14 protein-coding genes and 3 tRNA genes are annotated in these 16,697 nt (G+C 50.3%); 7 read left to right on the top strand and 10 right to left on the bottom strand.

Annotated features, from left to right (window positions below; translation table 11 throughout):
• Position 1: 1 nt before the first annotated feature.
• A complete protein-coding gene (locus tag BW941_RS05110; protein WP_076514574.1) occupies positions 2–1,921 on the bottom strand; it encodes a methyl-accepting chemotaxis protein in 1,920 nt (639 codons plus the stop codon).
• Positions 1,922–1,981: 60 nt separating this feature from the next.
• Complete coding sequence (locus BW941_RS05105; protein WP_076514573.1) at positions 1,982–2,305, bottom strand: DUF6482 family protein; 324 nt, start codon at positions 2,303–2,305, stop codon at positions 1,982–1,984.
• Positions 2,306–2,370: 65 nt separating this feature from the next.
• Between BW941_RS05105 and BW941_RS17720 the strand changes: the two genes are divergently transcribed.
• Positions 2,371–2,592, top strand: coding sequence for a hypothetical protein (locus BW941_RS17720; RefSeq protein ID WP_139325750.1), 222 nt, complete (start codon positions 2,371–2,373; stop codon positions 2,590–2,592).
• Between the two features lie 177 nt (positions 2,593–2,769).
• On the opposite strand, the gene BW941_RS05095 is transcribed toward BW941_RS17720, so the two are convergent.
• Entirely contained in the window at positions 2,770–3,495 is a 726-nt protein-coding gene (locus BW941_RS05095) for a Bax inhibitor-1/YccA family protein (protein WP_084188656.1), read from the bottom strand.
• Between the two features lie 95 nt (positions 3,496–3,590).
• Between BW941_RS05095 and nhaR the strand changes: the two genes are divergently transcribed.
• Entirely contained in the window at positions 3,591–4,496 is a 906-nt protein-coding gene (gene nhaR / locus BW941_RS05090) for a transcriptional activator NhaR (RefSeq protein ID WP_076514572.1), read from the top strand.
• A gap of 57 nt (positions 4,497–4,553) precedes the next feature.
• On the opposite strand, the gene BW941_RS05085 is transcribed toward nhaR, so the two are convergent.
• The 6 genes from BW941_RS05085 to queA all read right to left on the bottom strand — a co-directional run bounded on the left by BW941_RS05085 (position 4,554) and on the right by queA (position 11,533).
• Positions 4,554–5,684: a putative solute-binding protein gene (locus BW941_RS05085; RefSeq protein ID WP_076514571.1), complete on the bottom strand. Its 1,131-nt coding sequence runs from the start codon at positions 5,682–5,684 to the stop codon at positions 4,554–4,556.
• Positions 5,685–6,079: 395 nt separating this feature from the next.
• The gene (gene secF, locus BW941_RS05080; protein ID WP_068444115.1) at positions 6,080–6,991 is read right to left on the bottom strand and encodes a protein translocase subunit SecF; all 912 of its coding nucleotides are present in this window, start codon (positions 6,989–6,991) and stop codon (positions 6,080–6,082) included.
• Positions 6,988–8,850, bottom strand: coding sequence for a protein translocase subunit SecD (gene secD, locus BW941_RS05075; RefSeq protein ID WP_068444112.1), 1,863 nt, complete (start codon positions 8,848–8,850; stop codon positions 6,988–6,990). Before secD ends, secF begins: the two co-directional genes overlap by 4 nt.
• 60 nt (positions 8,851–8,910) lie before the next feature.
• Positions 8,911–9,267, bottom strand: coding sequence for a preprotein translocase subunit YajC (gene yajC / locus BW941_RS05070; protein WP_139325749.1), 357 nt, complete (start codon positions 9,265–9,267; stop codon positions 8,911–8,913).
• 53 nt (positions 9,268–9,320) lie between these two features.
• The gene (gene tgt / locus BW941_RS05065; RefSeq protein WP_076514867.1) at positions 9,321–10,469 is read right to left on the bottom strand and encodes a tRNA guanosine(34) transglycosylase Tgt; all 1,149 of its coding nucleotides are present in this window, start codon (positions 10,467–10,469) and stop codon (positions 9,321–9,323) included.
• A gap of 20 nt (positions 10,470–10,489) precedes the next feature.
• A complete protein-coding gene (gene queA / locus BW941_RS05060; protein ID WP_076514570.1) occupies positions 10,490–11,533 on the bottom strand; it encodes a tRNA preQ1(34) S-adenosylmethionine ribosyltransferase-isomerase QueA in 1,044 nt (347 codons plus the stop codon).
• A 154-nt stretch (positions 11,534–11,687) separates the two neighbouring features.
• Here queA and BW941_RS05055 point away from each other — a divergent pair.
• The 4 genes from BW941_RS05055 to BW941_RS05040 all read left to right on the top strand — a co-directional run bounded on the left by BW941_RS05055 (position 11,688) and on the right by BW941_RS05040 (position 13,900).
• A tRNA-Leu gene (locus BW941_RS05055) sits at positions 11,688–11,772 on the top strand.
• A 61-nt stretch (positions 11,773–11,833) separates the two neighbouring features.
• A tRNA-Leu gene (locus tag BW941_RS05050) sits at positions 11,834–11,920 on the top strand.
• A gap of 55 nt (positions 11,921–11,975) precedes the next feature.
• Positions 11,976–12,062 (top strand) — tRNA-Leu (locus BW941_RS05045).
• A 170-nt stretch (positions 12,063–12,232) separates the two neighbouring features.
• The gene (locus tag BW941_RS05040; protein ID WP_084188654.1) at positions 12,233–13,900 is read left to right on the top strand and encodes a methyl-accepting chemotaxis protein; all 1,668 of its coding nucleotides are present in this window, start codon (positions 12,233–12,235) and stop codon (positions 13,898–13,900) included.
• 25 nt (positions 13,901–13,925) lie between these two features.
• On the opposite strand, the gene BW941_RS05035 is transcribed toward BW941_RS05040, so the two are convergent.
• A complete protein-coding gene (locus BW941_RS05035; RefSeq protein WP_084188652.1) occupies positions 13,926–15,908 on the bottom strand; it encodes a sensor domain-containing diguanylate cyclase in 1,983 nt (660 codons plus the stop codon).
• Positions 15,909–16,071: 163 nt separating this feature from the next.
• On the opposite strand from BW941_RS05035, the gene BW941_RS05030 reads away from it, so the two are divergent.
• Positions 16,072–16,605, top strand: a complete 534-nt coding sequence (locus BW941_RS05030) for a TlpA family protein disulfide reductase (RefSeq protein ID WP_076514569.1) — start codon at positions 16,072–16,074, stop codon at positions 16,603–16,605.
• The last annotated feature ends 92 nt before the right edge of the window (positions 16,606–16,697 follow it).

Here is a 16,697-nt window from a genome sequence, read left to right as displayed (position 1 = left end):
CTCAGACTTTAAAGCGCTGTATAAGAGCACTCAGCGTCTCAGCTTCCAGAGCCTGGTGTTCCGCGGTTTTACTGGCCTGATTAACGGCATCAGTATTGTTGTCTGATATTTCGCCGATCTCTCTCACCGCACGGTTAATGCTGTGCACTTTGCAGAGCTGATTTTCCATCATCTCTGCAATATCTGTATTGATCTGTTTTATCTCGGCTATGCAGTCAGAGATAACACGCACCCCATCCCCTGCCATCTGGCTGGAATCCAGGGTTGCCGAGATATTACTTGTGGTACTGGTGAGTACGCCCGTAGCAAGGCTTGATGCTCCCTGCAGGCTGCTGATCATTTTATCGATCTCTTTTGTTGATGTCTGAGTACGCTGTGCGAGTGAGCGCACCTCATCCGCCACGACAGCAAAGCCCCTACCTTGATCACCAGCCCGCGCAGCCTCGATGGCGGCATTCAATGCTAATAAGTTAGTCTGGTCTGCAATGCTTCGTATCACCTCAAGAATGCCACCGATATTCTGACTGTCTTCTGCCAGTCTGTTAATCACGATACAGGCGTTCTCAAGCTCTATATTTGCCTCTTTCACCACAGCGATCGTTTTCCGAATGCTGTCCACGACTTCTACAACGCGACTCTCTGAACGCTCCACAGCCTCAGCAGCAGACTCGCTCTCATCGCTTGCGCGCTCGACAATACCTTTAATTTTACCCGTTGCATCAACAACGCCGCGCACCTTCTCCTGTTGCTCGTTCATACGCTCAGAGCATCCCGAAGTGACCTCTGCCATAGAATGTGAACTGTCAGATAACCGTTCACCTACCCGCTTCACCTCAGAAAATATTTCCTGAAGTGTCTGTAGGAATCGATTCACCCCCGACGCCAACATCCCGATCTCATCCTGACGCGAGGCATCAAGGCGATAGCTCAAGTCGCCTCCGGAATCGGCCAGCGAATCAATATGATGACGAAGCTGTTTCATCGGACGAAGTACGGACGCAGATACAAGAATTGACGACACCAGACTGATGCCAACCGTAGCAATAAAGACCACTAGCAGGGTCCATATCCCCACCGTTATTCGATCAAGAGTGGTCAACAAAGAGCTACTGGAAAGCGCAAGAACATCTTCCATCAATCCCGTGTGCAACTTCACCGCATTCTGTCTGGCCAGTCGTTCCTGCGCGAGAATTTCCAGATACACTAACAGAGTCTGCTTGAGTTGATTATTCACCCGCAACCCCGCCTCAGCTTTACTCACGAAAGGCGTTCCCTGCAGTAGTTTGATGTCCAGTGTCGTATTGGCGATGGTGTCATCGAGTAGTTGTATCGCCTCTTCTGCAGATTTATCACCACGGTCAAGCAGCAGAAACATGTCCTCAATCGCATAGTTGTTAGTGGTGTTCTTTAGGGCCCCTGGGATAACCGCTCTCTCAATCGTCGTCACTTCAGAACGCTGTTCAGCATCGGCAAGGCGCTTACTGACGCCTACTATGTACGCGTTTGACAGTGCCCGGGAGGAAGAGGTGATCTCCTGGACCCCGCTAAGGATTTCATTCTTCTCAGTACGCAACTGATCGTACTTAGCCAAGGCCACTTCCAGACCTGACAGGCGGAGATTCAGTTCCCCCTCTCCTTTAGCAGCAAGCTCCTGCTTCAGTGAGATCGATCTTTCAGTGATGGAGTCAAGAGAAGCTTCGCCATTGATGAATGACTCGATGTCAGCACCAAGGCGAAATAAATGATTCAGCAGATCACCCATCGAAGCTTCACGGTTCCGCATTTCTCCCACCGCGAAATATCCATTCAGGAGAATTGCTGAGACAAGCAGGACGATAACAGCCTGAATACCAACCGGGATAAACAGCTTAGTCCGGATCGACAAGGCCGAGCCATCTATGAGGGCAAATAACGCTCGCATACGAGATACTCGCAATTACAGATAGACTAAGCCTAGCCCAGACGGCCTGAAAGGAAAGATCTACACGCTATCGTTCGCCGCGAACCCAAGGCCGTTGCGCCCAAGTGGTACCTCCATCCGATTACTCCCCTGGCGAACGGGTTGATTCACCATTTCGTCATAAGCACTTTCATGACGCAGAACCATATTCTGAACGTTATATCCTTCGAACAAGGCTTCGATGTCGAGCGTATTGTGCGCCCGTAGTGGTTTGCCTCGACTGTCGGATAAAAGATGTTCTTCGCCATTCATCAGAACACTCACCTGATAGAGAGCCAGGTCAATAGAAAGCACAATCACCTTTTCAATCGGCTCACGCTTGCTCAGCTTGCGGAACGGAATCATAGAAGATGCCTCGATATTGTATAACTTAAGTATAAGTTATCAGTAACCCAGGCGAATGAGAAGCTGTGAGTAACCAAGGAACCTGGTTAGTCACCCTGTCGGGTTCGTTTAATGAATCTGGCATAGCATTCCGTGTCGACCAGAGTGAAAATACTGTAGCGTTTTTCGCCGAACTTTACGTAACTGGCAACTTCCTTGTGCCGGCTCGTATTGTGTTTCTTAAGCACTCGGGCAGGATGGAATATTTCGCCTTGCTTGCGAAAGTAGCTCAGGGCTTTTTCGTCTGATGCAGCCTTCGCATCGCGATCTGAGCACACCGGGAGAGCCCGGGTCACTGAACTGAACCCAGAAATCACGACTAAGAACAAAAGTATTTTCATACGTTCAGCTTAGTCCAGAAACAAAAAAGCCGCAGACCAAAGGCCTGCGGCATACCCTCGTGAGCACAGAGAGTCAGAGTGTAATTAATCGTCTGAACCGAATACGCCCAGAATCTGAAGCAAGCTGAGGAACAGGTTATAAATTGAAACGTACAAGGTAACTGCCGCTGAAATATAGTTAGTTTCACCGCCATGAATGATGGCACTGGTCTGATAAGCAATCATCGCAGACATCAATATAATAAACAGCGCAGAGACCGCTAACGATAACGCGGGGATATTTAAAAAGATGCTAGCCACCATCATTACCAGCGCGACTATCATGCCGACCATCAGGGTCTTGCCCATGTTGGACAAATCTTTACCTGTAGTAAGCACCCATCCCGACATAGCCAGGAAAATCAGACCAGTCGCACCGAGTGACGTGCCGATCAGCGCAGAACCATTAGGCAGCTGAGCGTACATCGACAAAATCGGGCCTAGCGTATATCCCATGAAACCGGTAAGAGCAAAGGTAAACATAAGCCCCATTGCGCTGTTCTTAGTTTTTTCGATAGCGAACAACAAACCGTAAAAGCCAACCACAGTGATGAGCAGGCCAGGGTGCGGCGCATTGAACATCATAGAAATGCCAGCCACTACAGCACTGAACACCAACGTCATCGCCAACAGTGCATAGGTGTTACGCAGCACCTTCTGAGCATCTGGAGCAACCGCATTGCTACCGGTATCTGCCTGATACTGATCAACCGGTATGCTGCGCGCAACCGGCTCATTGCTTTCTGAATTCAGATAATCTGGACGTTTCATAGTCTCGCTCCTTTTTTGATTTATGTATTGTATGACGCTGTTTCCAACAATAATATTCGTATTATCTATATATCATACATCGATTTTTACGAACTATGCATCGACTCAACTATAAGCATCTGCATTATTTCTTTGCAGTCGCAGAGAGCGGCAGCATTCAGGCCGCTGCCGATCGCCTGGCCATTACACCACAAACGATCAGCGGTCAGCTCAAGTTACTTGAGGATGAGCTGGGCGAAGCGTTACTGCGCCGCAATGGCCGTAACGTTGAACTGACCGATGCCGGGCATCTGGCGTACGAGTATTGCAAAGATATCTTTCGCCTTGGCGAGGAAATGCAGGAGGTAATGCAACAAGGGCTGGCCACACGCCCTGAAGAACTGAGAGTGGGGATTGTAGATGCTCTGCCCAAGTCAATTACCCACCAGCTACTTGCCCCCATCATCGCCAGGAATCCGCAAATGAAGCTGATATGCAGAGAAGAACAGATGACTACGCTATTGGGGGAGCTGGCAGTGCACAGGCTTGATGTCGTTCTGGCTGATAGCCCTGTGCCACCGGGCATGAACATACGCTGCTTCAGTCATGAGCTTGGCGCCAGCAGACTGGCGTGCTTTGCTCATGCCCGCTTGCTGGAGGACAAGTCATTCCCAGATTGCCTCATTGACGCACCGCTTCTGATACCAACCGGCTCTTCATCGACAATGCGAACCAACCTGTTGAGCTGGCTCAAACGTCAGTCTATCTCAATGCGCATCGCCGGAGAGTTCGATGACTCCGCGCTGCTCAAAGCATTTGGCAGCGAGGGACATGGATTCTTTTTTGCTCCTGAAGTCATTACTGAAGAGATCTGTCGCCGCTACGACGTTAAAGTCGCCGGCACCGTACCGGAACTTCAGCAAGCCTTCTACGCCATCGTTGCTGAACGGCGCCACAGTCACTCTGCCGTACTCGAATTAACAGAGAACAGTCGGGGACACTTTGGCTCTGAGAACGATTAATTATTAAAAAAGGCAGCCTGAGCTGCCTTTTGTTCGTTTCTACACCCAGCCGGAGAATTACTCCTTCGGGTTAGTACACTCACTACGAGAGGGGTCAAACTTACAACGAATCTTGCGTTGCAGCCTGAGCATTGCCGGATCGTAATACCCTTCCTCACGGAGTTTAAGACGAACATCCAGAGAATGCTTCTCCAGCGCAGCAATATCCTGGGCACTGTCTTTTGCCCAGAAAGACTCCGGAACAAGCGCCATTTCGTTATCAACGCGGCGTGCATAGTTATCGAACTTGAAGAGGAAGTCTTCACGCAGAATCTGAGCAAGCCCCGGAGGGAATTTCTCAGTGCGACCAATTAACTGAATAGTAGATTGCGCAACGGGGGTATCAATAATCGACACATCACCTGATATCTGCCCACTGCCCATAACAAGATAAGCAACGATAGGCGACATCATGCCCGCAACTTCATTATCCGCGTATTTCTGAACGTTGCTCATCATATCTCCAACGACAGCATCGGCACCGAAAGCCTCAGTCAGACGAGCCATTCCGGGGTCGAACGACTCAGTTGCGATCTTTTTATCTTTAAAGCTCGCAAGTGAGCGATTCTTACGATCCGCGCTATAGCGGTAAGAAGAACCCAGAGTCGCCAGGCCGAGAACGACATAATCATCGTCACCCAGGCGCTGCGCCATTCGTGGATTGGCAATTACCTGCATGAGCAACTGAACTTGCTGGCGGCTCTGAAGACCGCCTACAGACTCAATGGTGCCGGCAAAACGGTTGAATTCCATTGCGGCAACACCACGAATCAAGGCGGCATCACATTCTTCGCCGCTGCGAAGAGCCTCGACCAGCTCAGATTCGTCCTGATAAGTGATGACACTGAGGTCCATACCGTAGTGAAGAGAACGCAATTTCTGATCTTCAACGGTGGAAGAAATAGGCCCCGTTTTACCCAGCGGGTCCCAGACACAGAAAGTTCTCAGGATGCGGCCGTTAACCATTTCATCCTTCTGCAATTTCTTGAGCGCACGTATGCGCTTCTCAAGCGGCAGATTGGGGTTCATTACTGTTGCTTCGAGCTTTGCGTTTCGTCGGGATTCGAGATCGTCAGCCGCATAAGTGAGTGTTGCGGACGACAGAAACAAAAGACCAAACAGAGTGGCAAACAAGGTTCTGACGTTCATTCTGCTTCCTTCATTATTCTTCTGGTGACTGATTCTGAGGCTTACTGACTTTTGCCCCCAAAAGGTCAGTAGAGAATCAGCAATGCGGCAGCATACCGCTTTCATTATTGTTATAAAGACGCATCTGGCTAACTGTCCCTTTTTGACACAAGTTTCACCATAAACGTCCTGTTTTGCTCCATCCCGAAGCTTATGTTCCGACCCTACCCGGGACACCCCCATGCCATCCCGTTACATATTGATACCATTCAAATGGCGTAAAATGCAACACGCCAGTCATGAATGGCGTACGCCGTTACAACAGTACGTTTAAAACAGACGTATGAGTATCTGGCTGATAGAACAACAAGAGCGGCTGGGCCGCTCTTATTCATTCCGAAGATAGTAAACCGAAACTAAGGAGCCTCGTCACCCTCTTCTTCTAGCTCTGGCGGTAGCAGGTCTTCGCGACTGACATTGAATGCCAGCAGCAGGTTCGCTGCGATATATATCGAAGAATACGTACCCACGCCCACGCCGATGGTCAATGCCAGGGCGAAGTTATGAATGATATCTCCACCCAGGAACAACAGAGCAAGCAGCACCAGGATTGTCGTCAAAGACGTCATCAAGGTACGGCCGAGGGTCTGAGTCAGCGACTCGTTGATAATTTCCACAGAAGAACCAATACGCATCATTCGGAAATTCTCGCGTATCCGGTCAGACACAACGATAGTGTCGTTCAGCGAGTAACCGATAACGGCGAGCAAGGCTGCCAGCACGTTCAGGTCAAACTCCCACTGGAAGAGTGCAAACATGCCCACAATAATCAGAACATCGTGGAACAAGGCCATGACCGCACCGAGTGAAAACTTCCACTGAAAGCGGAATGCCACGTAGGCCATCACAACGAAAAGCGCCACCAGCATGGCGATACCGCCCTGGTCACGTAACTCCTCACCGACACTTGCACCGACAAATTCGCTACGCAGCAACGTCAGTGAGTTATCCTCAACATTCGTCTGCAGCAGCCCAAGGACCTCATTTCCCAAGTCATCTCGGAAAGACTCCGACATACGAACCAGAACATCGGTCTCAGACCCAAAGTTCTGCACGACAACGTCCCGGTAGCCTGCGGTATCAAGGACCGATTTCACTTCAGAGAGAGGAACTGGAGTTTCGTACTCCACTTCAAGCAGCGTGCCCCCAGTGAAGTCGAGACCAAGGTTCAGGCCTCGCATCCCAATCGCAACGACTGAAATCAGCAGCAACGTCAGTGAAATTGCCGTCGAAATATGACGGAAACGCATAAAATTCACAGTATTCATGCCTTACCTCCAATCGACAGGCGCTCTACACGGCGACCACCGTACAGCAGGTTAGTCATTGCACGGGTCACCATGATCGCAGTGAACATAGACGTCAGGATCCCGAAAGACAGTGTGACGGCGAAGCCTTTAACCGGGCCAGTACCCACTGCAAACAGAATGACCGCTACAATCAGCGTGGTCAGGTTGGCATCAAAAATCGTCAGGAAGGCACGGTCATAGCCTTCGTGAATGGCCTGCTGCGGTGAGCGACCATTTTTCAGCTCTTCCCGTATTCGCGAGAAGATAAGCACGTTCGCATCCACCGCCATACCAACAGTCAGAACGATACCGGCAATACCCGGCAAGGTCAGGGTCGCGCCGATGATCGACATCAGGGCAACCAACAGAACAAGGTTAACCGCAAGGGCAATATTCGCGATGAGACCAAACGCACGGTAGAACACGAGCATGGCAATCAGTACCAGAGCCAGGCCCGCCATCACAGAGCGTGCGCCCATTTCGATATTTTCTGCACCCAGGCTTGGACCTACCGTCCGCTCTTCGACAAAGTCCATCGGTGCAGCAAGCGCACCTGAGCGAAGCAGCAGTGCCAACTCATTCGCTTCGGCAGACTGCAGCCCGGTGATACGGAAGCTGCTACCCAGAACACTTTGAATCGTAGCCAGAGAAATGATCGACTTCTCGACAACCTGAATCGTCTTAGGCTGCTCTACGCCATCGACCATCTCGTAGGTAGTCTTCGGTTTACGCTCCACGAACAGCACAGCCATTCTGCGCTGAACCGCTTTCTTGGTCACCTGCGTCATACGCGCGGCACCTTTGCTGTCGAGGCTGATATTTACCTGAGGGAAGCTGTTCTCATCAAAGCCAGAGCTGGCATTTGTAACGCTGTCACCTGTTGTAATGACTTTTTTCTCAAGACGCGCAGTACGGTTCTGGTTGTCACGGAAGCTGTATTCTTCCGTCGCAAAGCGGCTGGCACCCGGTTCTGCTTCAAGGCGGAATTCAAGATTCGCAGCCTTACCCAGAATTTTCTTGGCTTCTGCTGTGTCCTGTACACCCGGCAGCTCAACCACAATTCGGTTGCGGCCCTGACGCTGAACCAGTGGCTCAGCAACACCAAGTTCGTTAACACGGTTGCGCAGCGTCATGAGGTTCTGTTTAAGAGCATAGTCTTCGAAGTCACGGATTTTCTGCTCAGTAAGCATCAGGATCAGGTCGAAGTTACCATCCACTTCTTCTTCCTGTGGAAGGAACTCACCCGGGTAATTGCGATTGATGAAAGTTCGCGCCTCGCTGCGCAGAGCTTCCTGGCGGAAGCTCAGCCGGACCTTATTACCTTCAACGACGACACGACGATATTTGATATCCTCCTGACGTAGACTGGTTCTCAGGTCTTCGCGATAGTTCTTGATACGCCCGGAAACGTACTCGTCCATATCGACTTCCATGAGGAAGTGAACACCGCCACTCAGATCAAGACCCAGCGTCATAGGGCCAGCACCAAGATCGACCAGCCAGTCTGGGGTTGTCGGTGCGAGGTTCAGAGCAACTACAAACTCATCACCCAGCTTACGCTGAATAGCGGCTTTCGCAGGGAGTTGTGCGTCGGCGGATTCGAGTCTCAGCAGCGCCGTGCTGCCATTGACTTCCTCACCAAAATAACTGATCTCTGCCTCGTCCAGCGCTTTACGAACATTATTCAGCGTGGCGGCAGACATCTCAGCACCAGCTCGTGCTGGCGTTACCTGAATAGCGGCATCAGGTGGGTATAAATTCGGGGCGGCGTAGATGAACGCCAGTGCAACCACCACGAGAATGAGGAGGTTTTTCCAGAGTGGATATTTATTGAGCATACAACTGCCCTATTCCTTCAGCATGAAAAACGGCCTCAAAGGAGGCCGTTACAGGGTTGGTCAGGCTTTTACTTCTTTGATAGTGCCTTTCGGAAGTACTGCTGTTACGGCAACTTTCTGAACAGGGAACTGAACGCCGTCAGCCACTTCGATCACTGCGAACTCTTCGGTGACCTTGGTCACTTTACCCAGCATGCCACCAGCAGTGACAACTTCATCATTCTTCGCCAGACCTTCAATCAGATTTTTGTGTTCTTTCTGACGTTTTGCCTGTGGACGCCACAGCATAAAGTAGAAGATCGCTGCAAAGCCGAGAAGGAATACCCAGGAAAAGGCATCGCCCATCGCAGGCTGAGGGGCAGCCTCAGCAAAAGCAGTTGCAGGAACAACAGCAAACAGCGCCATTAAAGCTTTCATTCAAATTTACTCCCAATGTTCAGGCATCGCCTGTAAATAAAATTTTTCTGGTCTCAACTTGCTGGTGTATCCAACGGCGGCACTTCCCTGCCGCGGCGGGCATAGAAGTCTGAGACGAATGCGGCAAATGTACCTTCTTCAAGGGCACTGCGCAAACCGGCCATCAGCGTCTGGTAATAATGCAGGTTGTGTATGGTGTTGAGCGTCGCACCAAGAATTTCACCGCACTTGTCGAGGTGATGCAGGTATGCACGGCTGTAGTTCTTACAGGTGTAGCAGTCGCATTCAGCATCGATGGGACCAGTATCAGTCTTATTGGCGGCATTCCTGAGTTTTACAACCCCATTGTGTGTAAAAAGGTGCCCGTTGCGCGCATTCCTGGTTGGCATAACGCAGTCGAACATATCAACGCCCCTGCGCACACCTTCCACGAGATCTTCCGGTTTGCCAACGCCCATCAGGTAGCGTGGTTTGTCTTCTGGCATCTTAGGTGCGGTATGACGAAGAATGCGCATCATGTCGTCTTTAGGTTCACCAACGCTCAGACCACCAATCGCATAGCCATCGAAGCCGATATCCATAAGCCCCTGCAAAGACTCGTCCCGCAGGTCCTCATACATACCGCCCTGAATAATGCCAAACAACGCGGATGGATTATCACCATGCGCGTCTTTCGAACGTTGCGCCCACCGCAAAGACATGCGCATGGAGTCTGCGGCCTCCTGAGTCGTTGCCGGGTAAGGCGTACACTCATCAAAAATCATGACGACATCTGAACCGAGGTCGCGTTGAACTTCCATTGAGCTTTCCGGCGTCATCAGAACCTTGTCACCGTTTACCGGCGAAGCAAAGGTAACGCCCTCTTCTGTGATTTTGCGCATATCGCCAAGGCTGAACACCTGAAAACCGCCGGAGTCAGTGAGAATAGGCTTATCCCAGCCAATGAAATCATGCAGATCGCCATGGGCCTTAATAATCTCGGTGCCGGGACGCAACATCAGGTGAAAGGTGTTACCCAGAATAATGTGAGCACCCAGCGCCTCGACCTGCTCAGGGTTCAGGCCTTTGACTGAACCATAGGTTCCAACAGGCATGAAAGCAGGCGTTTCTACCTTTCCTCGGGGAAACGTGATGGTGCCGCGACGCGCAAAGCTACCACCCTCGTCTTTCGGCGTATCCGTGCCATGCAGCTCAAACTGCATAAAGCATTCACGAGTCATAATCAGCTCCCGCTCGATTGGTACAGACGACACGGCATAAACATGGCGTCACCATAACTGTAAAAACGATATTCATTGGCTACCGCATGGTCGTAGGCAGCAAGTGTTCCTTCTCGACCGGCAAACGCAGACACCAGCATAATCAGAGTCGATTCAGGCAAATGGAAATTCGTGATCATGGCATCAACACTGCGGAATTCGTATCCAGGGTAGATAAAAATATCCGAGTCTCCTTGAAACGTCTCAATTGCCCCGCTGCGACTGGCCGACTCAAGACTTCGCACCGAGGTCGTACCGACAGCAATAACACGCTTACCCGCCGCCCTTGTCGCCTTGACAGCCTCGACAACATTTTCAGGAACTTCAATGTACTCTGAATGCATATGATGCTCGTGAATGTTATCGACTTTCACGGGCTGAAAGGTACCGGCACCGACGTGCAGGGTCACAAACGCAAAGTTCACTCCCTTCGCTGTCAGACGCTCAAGCAGGCCGTCATCAAAGTGCAGACCGGCCGTCGGCGCAGCTACGGCGCCTGGCTTCTCTGCATACACCGTCTGATAACGCTCGCGATCTTCTTCAGCATCTTCCCGCTCCATATAAGGAGGCAAAGGCATGTGACCGACGTCTTCAAGGATATCCAGTACTGGGCGCTCAGAGGTAAAGCGCAGATGAAACAAGGCTCCCTCGCGGCCAACCACCTCTGCATTTTCCCCGCCGAGAGAAATTGACTGTCCCGGCTTCGGAGAGCGCGAACTGCGAAGATGCGCCAGAACGTCATGTTCAGAAACAACCCGTTCAATCAGCGCTTCCAGCTTGCCGCCCGACGCCTTTTCACCAAACAAGCGCGCTGGAATCACCCGGGTGTTATTGAACACCAGCAGATCACCTGGCTCGATCAGGGACTCGATATCGCGAAAGATGCGATCGTCTATCTGTTGTTGCTGCGGATCAAATACCAGCAACCGCGAAGCACTGCGTTCAGCAGCAGGATGTCGGGCAATCAGGTGATCAGGAAGCTCGAAGCTGAAGTCACTCGTTTTCATTCATTTGGCCTGAGGATAGCGGGCGGAGTATGCGCGTAAAACCGGACGCAAGGTTACCCGAGATAATTTCCTAAGTTAAGGAAATACTTAGAAAAAATTGTTGACGTTCAGAAAATACTGAGTAATATACGCGGCCACTGACCGATACTGATTTGCCAGAGTGGCGAAATTGGTAGACGCAGGGGATTCAAAATCCCCCGCCTTCGGGTGTGCCGGTTCGAGTCCGGCCTCTGGTACCAATATTTCAGTACCAACGGATCTTTCGGTCAGTGAAGAATCTTCGCAAGAAGAATCTTGTTTGCCCAGGTGGTGGAATTGGTAGACACGCTGTGTTCAGGTCGCAGTGAGCTTACGCTCGTGGGAGTTCGAGTCTCCCCCTGGGCACCATCAACAACCTACCGTGTTGGTGGTGCTGTAGACGACATTGTCGTCACACCCTTTTGCCGAAGTGGTGGAATTGGTAGACACGCTGTGTTCAGGTCGCAGTGGGCTTACGCCCGTGGGAGTTCGAGTCTCCCCTTCGGCACCATTCGGTGGTATTTCCCTATCTCCTCTTAGCAAGCAATCCGTCTTTAGCACGCTAATAATCTGTCCCGCTACGCGCGCAGGTGCATGACTTTCTGTGCCGTCTGACACATACAAATATCCTTTCAGGCCATATGAACTATTCTTCAAAGAGGACAAAGCGGAGAGTTCTCTATGGTTTCTAGTTCACGTTTGATCGCTGGGTCGATGCTGGTCGGCAGCTTAGCCGGAATCGTCTTGGGTTTTGCAATTCTTAAAACAGACGCAGAGCCAATACTGGCCTTAATACTGAGTGCGGTTATCGCGACCTGTACGACTGCTCTTCTACAACACAGGCTGATACTGAGACCAACGACCGATCTTATCTCCAATCTGACCGCTTCGATAAAAGGCGACAGACACGATATCAAGCCATCCGCGGACTGGCTTACAGATGCCACCCAAGACATCAACAACTACCTGACTTCAGCAAGAAAAATCCAACAGAACCTTGCAGAAAACGGTGGTCATATCGCCATCTCTGCGGCCGAAATGTCATACGCCGCAGACAAGCTGCAAAAACGCATTCACGAGGAAGCAAAAGACAGTGAACAGATAGTGCACAGCACTGGGCGTATATCCAACACAATGGAAGATATGCTGGAGCAGACACGAGAAGCCGCACGCGCCACTAATGAAGCCATGGAGATTAACCGAGCTGGCAGCGAGGCCATTAACCGCACGATTCCGAAAATGGAAGAAACCCGCGATCAGGTGCAAAGTAATGCAGAGCTTATTTCCAACCTCGAAGCCAAGTCTGAAAACATCAGCAAGGTAACCAGCATCATTAATGACATTGCAGAACAAACCAACCTGCTGGCATTAAATGCTGCCATTGAAGCTGCGCGGGCTGGCGAACAGGGGCGCGGATTTGCAGTGGTCGCTGACGAAGTGCGCGCTCTTGCTGGTAAGACATCAGATGCGACCGAACAGATTGGCACTACCATTGCTCAAATCAATCAGGAAGTGAAACTTGCAGCAGGCAACAGCAGTAACCTGATCAAGGTAATTGATGAAGGGGTCAGCATGACGCGTGAGCTGAATGATCACCTCACTGAAATCAATAAACGCGCCGACAACATACAACATGCCGTCAATGCACTTGTCGAAAATATGAACGATAACACCGGGCATATCCAGCACATTTCGGGAATCATCGGACAGACTTCAGCTCACTATCAGGAAACTGAAAACGAAGTTGCTTCCATTGCTGATAAGTCATCCGGTTTGTCAGAATCCGCAGAGACCATTTTCGAATCTTTCGGTAGTGGTAATTTAGGCGAGCCGCATGACACGGTTAAAGCTGAAGCCTTCAGTGCCGCTGAAGCGATTGGTCGGTTATTTGAAGAAGCGATTGCTAGCGGAAAAATCACACACGATGCCCTGTTCAGTCGTGAATATCGCGAGATCCCCGAAACGAACCCCAAGAAGTTTTCCACAGATTTCGACGCTTTCACTGATGAGCTATTGCCAGATATCCAAGAGCCCATTTTACAGCGCAACCCTTTCATCGCCTATGCTGGTGCCGTGGATGACAATGGCTACTTCCCGACTCACAACATCAAGTTCACTCAACCTCTGAGCGGCGACTATCACAAAGACCTGGTGAATAATCGCACTAAGCGTATTTTTGATGACCGCACTGGGTCACGCTGTGGCAGTAACCAAAAACTATTTTTGCTCCAGACTTATAAGCGTGACACTGGCGAAGTAATGCATGACCTTTCTGTGCCGATCTGGGTTAATGGCAAGCATTGGGGTGGCTTCAGAGTGGGATATGCCAGCCAGACCTCCATCCAATAACAAGAAACAAACAGGCGGGGATTATTTAGTCCTCCGCCTGAGCTTCTACCTCCGACCAGCACTCCACACGATTACGACCATTTTCTTTCGCGCGATACAGCGCTTCGTCTGCTTTGGACAGCCAGCTTTCAGGACCATCTGCATCATCAGGAATCGCCGAATAACAACCGACGCTGATAGTCACACGGAAGCCAGCTGCGATACGGTCAAGATTGATAGATGCGATCGACATACGAATTGCTTCTGCTATTGAAGCTACCTGCTCCTGACTCAACCCCGGCAGTACTACTGCAAACTCCTCCCCCCCATAGCGTGCTACTGAATCTTTGTTTTCAATCGTTTCACTGATTGCGCCGGAGATGCAACGCAGAATTTCATCGCCCACCTGATGCCCGTAGGTATCATTAACCTGTTTAAAGTGATCAATATCCAGCAGCAGAATCGAGAAGTTGGCCATGTCATGGCGGGCCAGAGCGAACTCCCGATCAAGAAAGTCATCAAAGAAGCGACGGTTTCTTACGTTTGTAAGCGCGTCTGTCGTACTCATACGCTCAAGCTGTTCATTTACATTCTCAAGCTCCAGTGTCCTTTCGCGAACGCGACGCTCCAGGGTTTCCGTTGCTCTCTTCTGAATATCCAGTGCTTTTGCCTGTGCTTCCCGCGCAGCCCGCTCGTGTTCAAGGGCCTTTTCCTGCGCCTTACGCGCATTACGTTCCTGATCCAGGGCTTCAGTCTGTGCCTTGCGAGCCAATTTTTCGTGTTCCAACGCACTGATCTGAGCTTCGTAACGCTCACGTTTTTCCTGATTCAGACGATCGGCCAGTGCAAATGACAGCAGAATCACTTCCATGGCAGAGCCGATCTGAAGCGAATTCTCGGTAAAAAAGTTTCTGGGTATAATGTTGAACTTATTGAGAGCAAGGACGATCCCGCCCAACAGAAAACTGGTCCAGGCAATAGTGTAATAACGCGCAGCAACAAACCCCTCTGCCCAACGTCTCACGCCTAGTACGATAGCGCCAATCATCGCGAGCATGGCAACGACAATTAACGCCCTTATCAAGGTGTGATACGCCACCAGATTACTGAGGAATACTATGCCGATACAAATCAGGATCAGTAACCCGATCAGCTTATTAAAGAACGACTGATCGGTATGAAGATAAAGGAATTTTCTGGTGAAGATACCGGCAAATATAATGACGCCAGACAGCAACACGATAATACTCTGATCATTCCAGTGAATTGCAGATGGCCATAAATACTGGAAATTGATGCCCTGCAAACTACCAAGAAAACCCGCCATGCAGCCGACATAAAGAACGTAAAAAAGGTAATTCCCCTCTTTAACTGAGAAAAACACAAAAAGGTTGTAAAACACCATAATCAGCATAATGCCGTAATACAGACCGAGCCCAAGAAGCTGATTCTGATCATGTACAAAGAAATCACGCTCATCCCAAAGCGTCATTGGCACCTGCATAGAACTGGAAGTTTCAACCCGGAGAACCCATTCCTGAATTTCCCCCGGATCGATCTCAAACGGAATAAGAAAATGGCGATGGGGTAACAGACGATCACTGAATTCCTGCTTGTCCCCCAGACTGATAAGTTGCCATTCACCGTCGTTGGCTTTTCGGTACAGGTCGATATAGTCAAGAACAGGGTAAGAGATACTGATCAAACGGCTGAGGTGCCTGTGGCCAGAGTTTGTCAGATTGAAGCGGAACCAGTACACCGAGTTGGTGTAACCGAAAGATAAGTCCTCTCGTGCTGCTTTCCAGCCCAGGCTGTCCTCATCTCCAATCACCAGTTCGCCAGAGGTATCCTCAACGTAGCGGGTAATAAAAGCCAAATTCTGACCAGATTGAGATTCGGCCACGTCGAGCACGTCATCCTCTGCAGAATACCCCGGTATCGAAGCCACTCGTGCTGACGCGTCGCTAATTCCGACCAAATGCAATAGTAAACCCAGCAGCATCGCAATCAGCGGCTTCTGTAATTTCATTCCTGTTCCCTCTGCAAATACTCCTTACAGTGTAGACGACACTGTCAGTCCTGCAGGGCCAGAACCGAAAACCACCCCAAGAACTGATCTGGCTGAAAAGCCCGGATTGTCAAACACCTGGATACCCCTCAGAATATTCACTCACTTTTTCAGGGTAACGATTATGCAAGTCGCTACGCGTTTTGTTTCGCTCATAAAAGTATTCACTCGCCTGTTAGTAATACTGCTACTGACCGGGAGTACCTGGGTTCACGCAGAAAGCCAGATTAACGCACCGGTATTTACGCTGAGTACGCTGGACGAAAAACGCCAGGTATCCTTAGAAGACTATCGAGGAAAGGTGATTTATCTGGACTTCTGGGCATCCTGGTGTGGCCCGTGCCGTAAATCATTGCCCATGCTCAACGAACTAAGAAATGAACTCAAAGATCGTGGGTTTGAAGTTCTGGCTCTGAATGTCGATGAAACCCGTGAAGAGGGTCTTCGCTTCCTGAAAGAATACCCGGTTGATTACCCGACTCTGTTCGATAACGAAAACACAGCGGCAACTTATCAACTGAGAGGTATGCCAACTGCCTACCTTATTGACCACAACGGCAAGCTACACAGTCAGCACGTTGGCTTTAACCCAAAAGATATGAGCAGCATTCGGGATGAAGTTCTGTCATTACTTAAAGCTGCAGAAAGCACCAGATAACAAGCGACTGTGGTTCAACCGTAGCTAAATAATTATTCATAAGACCACTCCTGACCATTCCGGATCATCGCATTCAGGATGGTCAAAAACTT

It is taken from the genome of Thalassolituus maritimus (genome assembly GCF_900156675.1).
Lineage (GTDB): Bacteria > Pseudomonadota > Gammaproteobacteria > Pseudomonadales > Oceanobacteraceae > Thalassolituus > Thalassolituus maritimus.
This window is presented reverse-complemented; position numbering and strand designations above follow the sequence as displayed.

Excerpts from the sequence above, each read along its gene's own strand:
- nhaR (WP_076514572.1), top strand. The coding sequence starts at position 3,591 with ATGCATCGACTCAACTATAAGCATCTGCATTATTTCTTTGCAGTCGCA.
- queA (WP_076514570.1), bottom strand. The coding sequence starts at position 11,533 with ATGAAAACGAGTGACTTCAGCTTCGAGCTTCCTGATCACCTGATTGCC.
- BW941_RS05095 (WP_084188656.1), bottom strand. The coding sequence starts at position 3,495 with ATGAAACGTCCAGATTATCTGAATTCAGAAAGCAATGAGCCGGTTGCG.
- secD (WP_068444112.1), bottom strand. The coding sequence starts at position 8,850 with ATGCTCAATAAATATCCACTCTGGAAAAACCTCCTCATTCTCGTGGTG.
- BW941_RS05030 (WP_076514569.1), top strand. The coding sequence starts at position 16,072 with ATGCAAGTCGCTACGCGTTTTGTTTCGCTCATAAAAGTATTCACTCGC.
- BW941_RS05040 (WP_084188654.1), top strand. The coding sequence starts at position 12,233 with ATGGTTTCTAGTTCACGTTTGATCGCTGGGTCGATGCTGGTCGGCAGC.
- secF (WP_068444115.1), bottom strand. The coding sequence starts at position 6,991 with ATGAATACTGTGAATTTTATGCGTTTCCGTCATATTTCGACGGCAATT.
- BW941_RS05110 (WP_076514574.1), bottom strand. The coding sequence starts at position 1,921 with ATGCGAGCGTTATTTGCCCTCATAGATGGCTCGGCCTTGTCGATCCGG.
- BW941_RS05105 (WP_076514573.1), bottom strand. The coding sequence starts at position 2,305 with ATGATTCCGTTCCGCAAGCTGAGCAAGCGTGAGCCGATTGAAAAGGTG.
- yajC (WP_139325749.1), bottom strand. The coding sequence starts at position 9,267 with ATGAAAGCTTTAATGGCGCTGTTTGCTGTTGTTCCTGCAACTGCTTTT.
- tgt (WP_076514867.1), bottom strand. The coding sequence starts at position 10,469 with ATGCAGTTTGAGCTGCATGGCACGGATACGCCGAAAGACGAGGGTGGT.
- BW941_RS05085 (WP_076514571.1), bottom strand. The coding sequence starts at position 5,684 with ATGAACGTCAGAACCTTGTTTGCCACTCTGTTTGGTCTTTTGTTTCTG.
- BW941_RS05035 (WP_084188652.1), bottom strand. The coding sequence starts at position 15,908 with ATGAAATTACAGAAGCCGCTGATTGCGATGCTGCTGGGTTTACTATTG.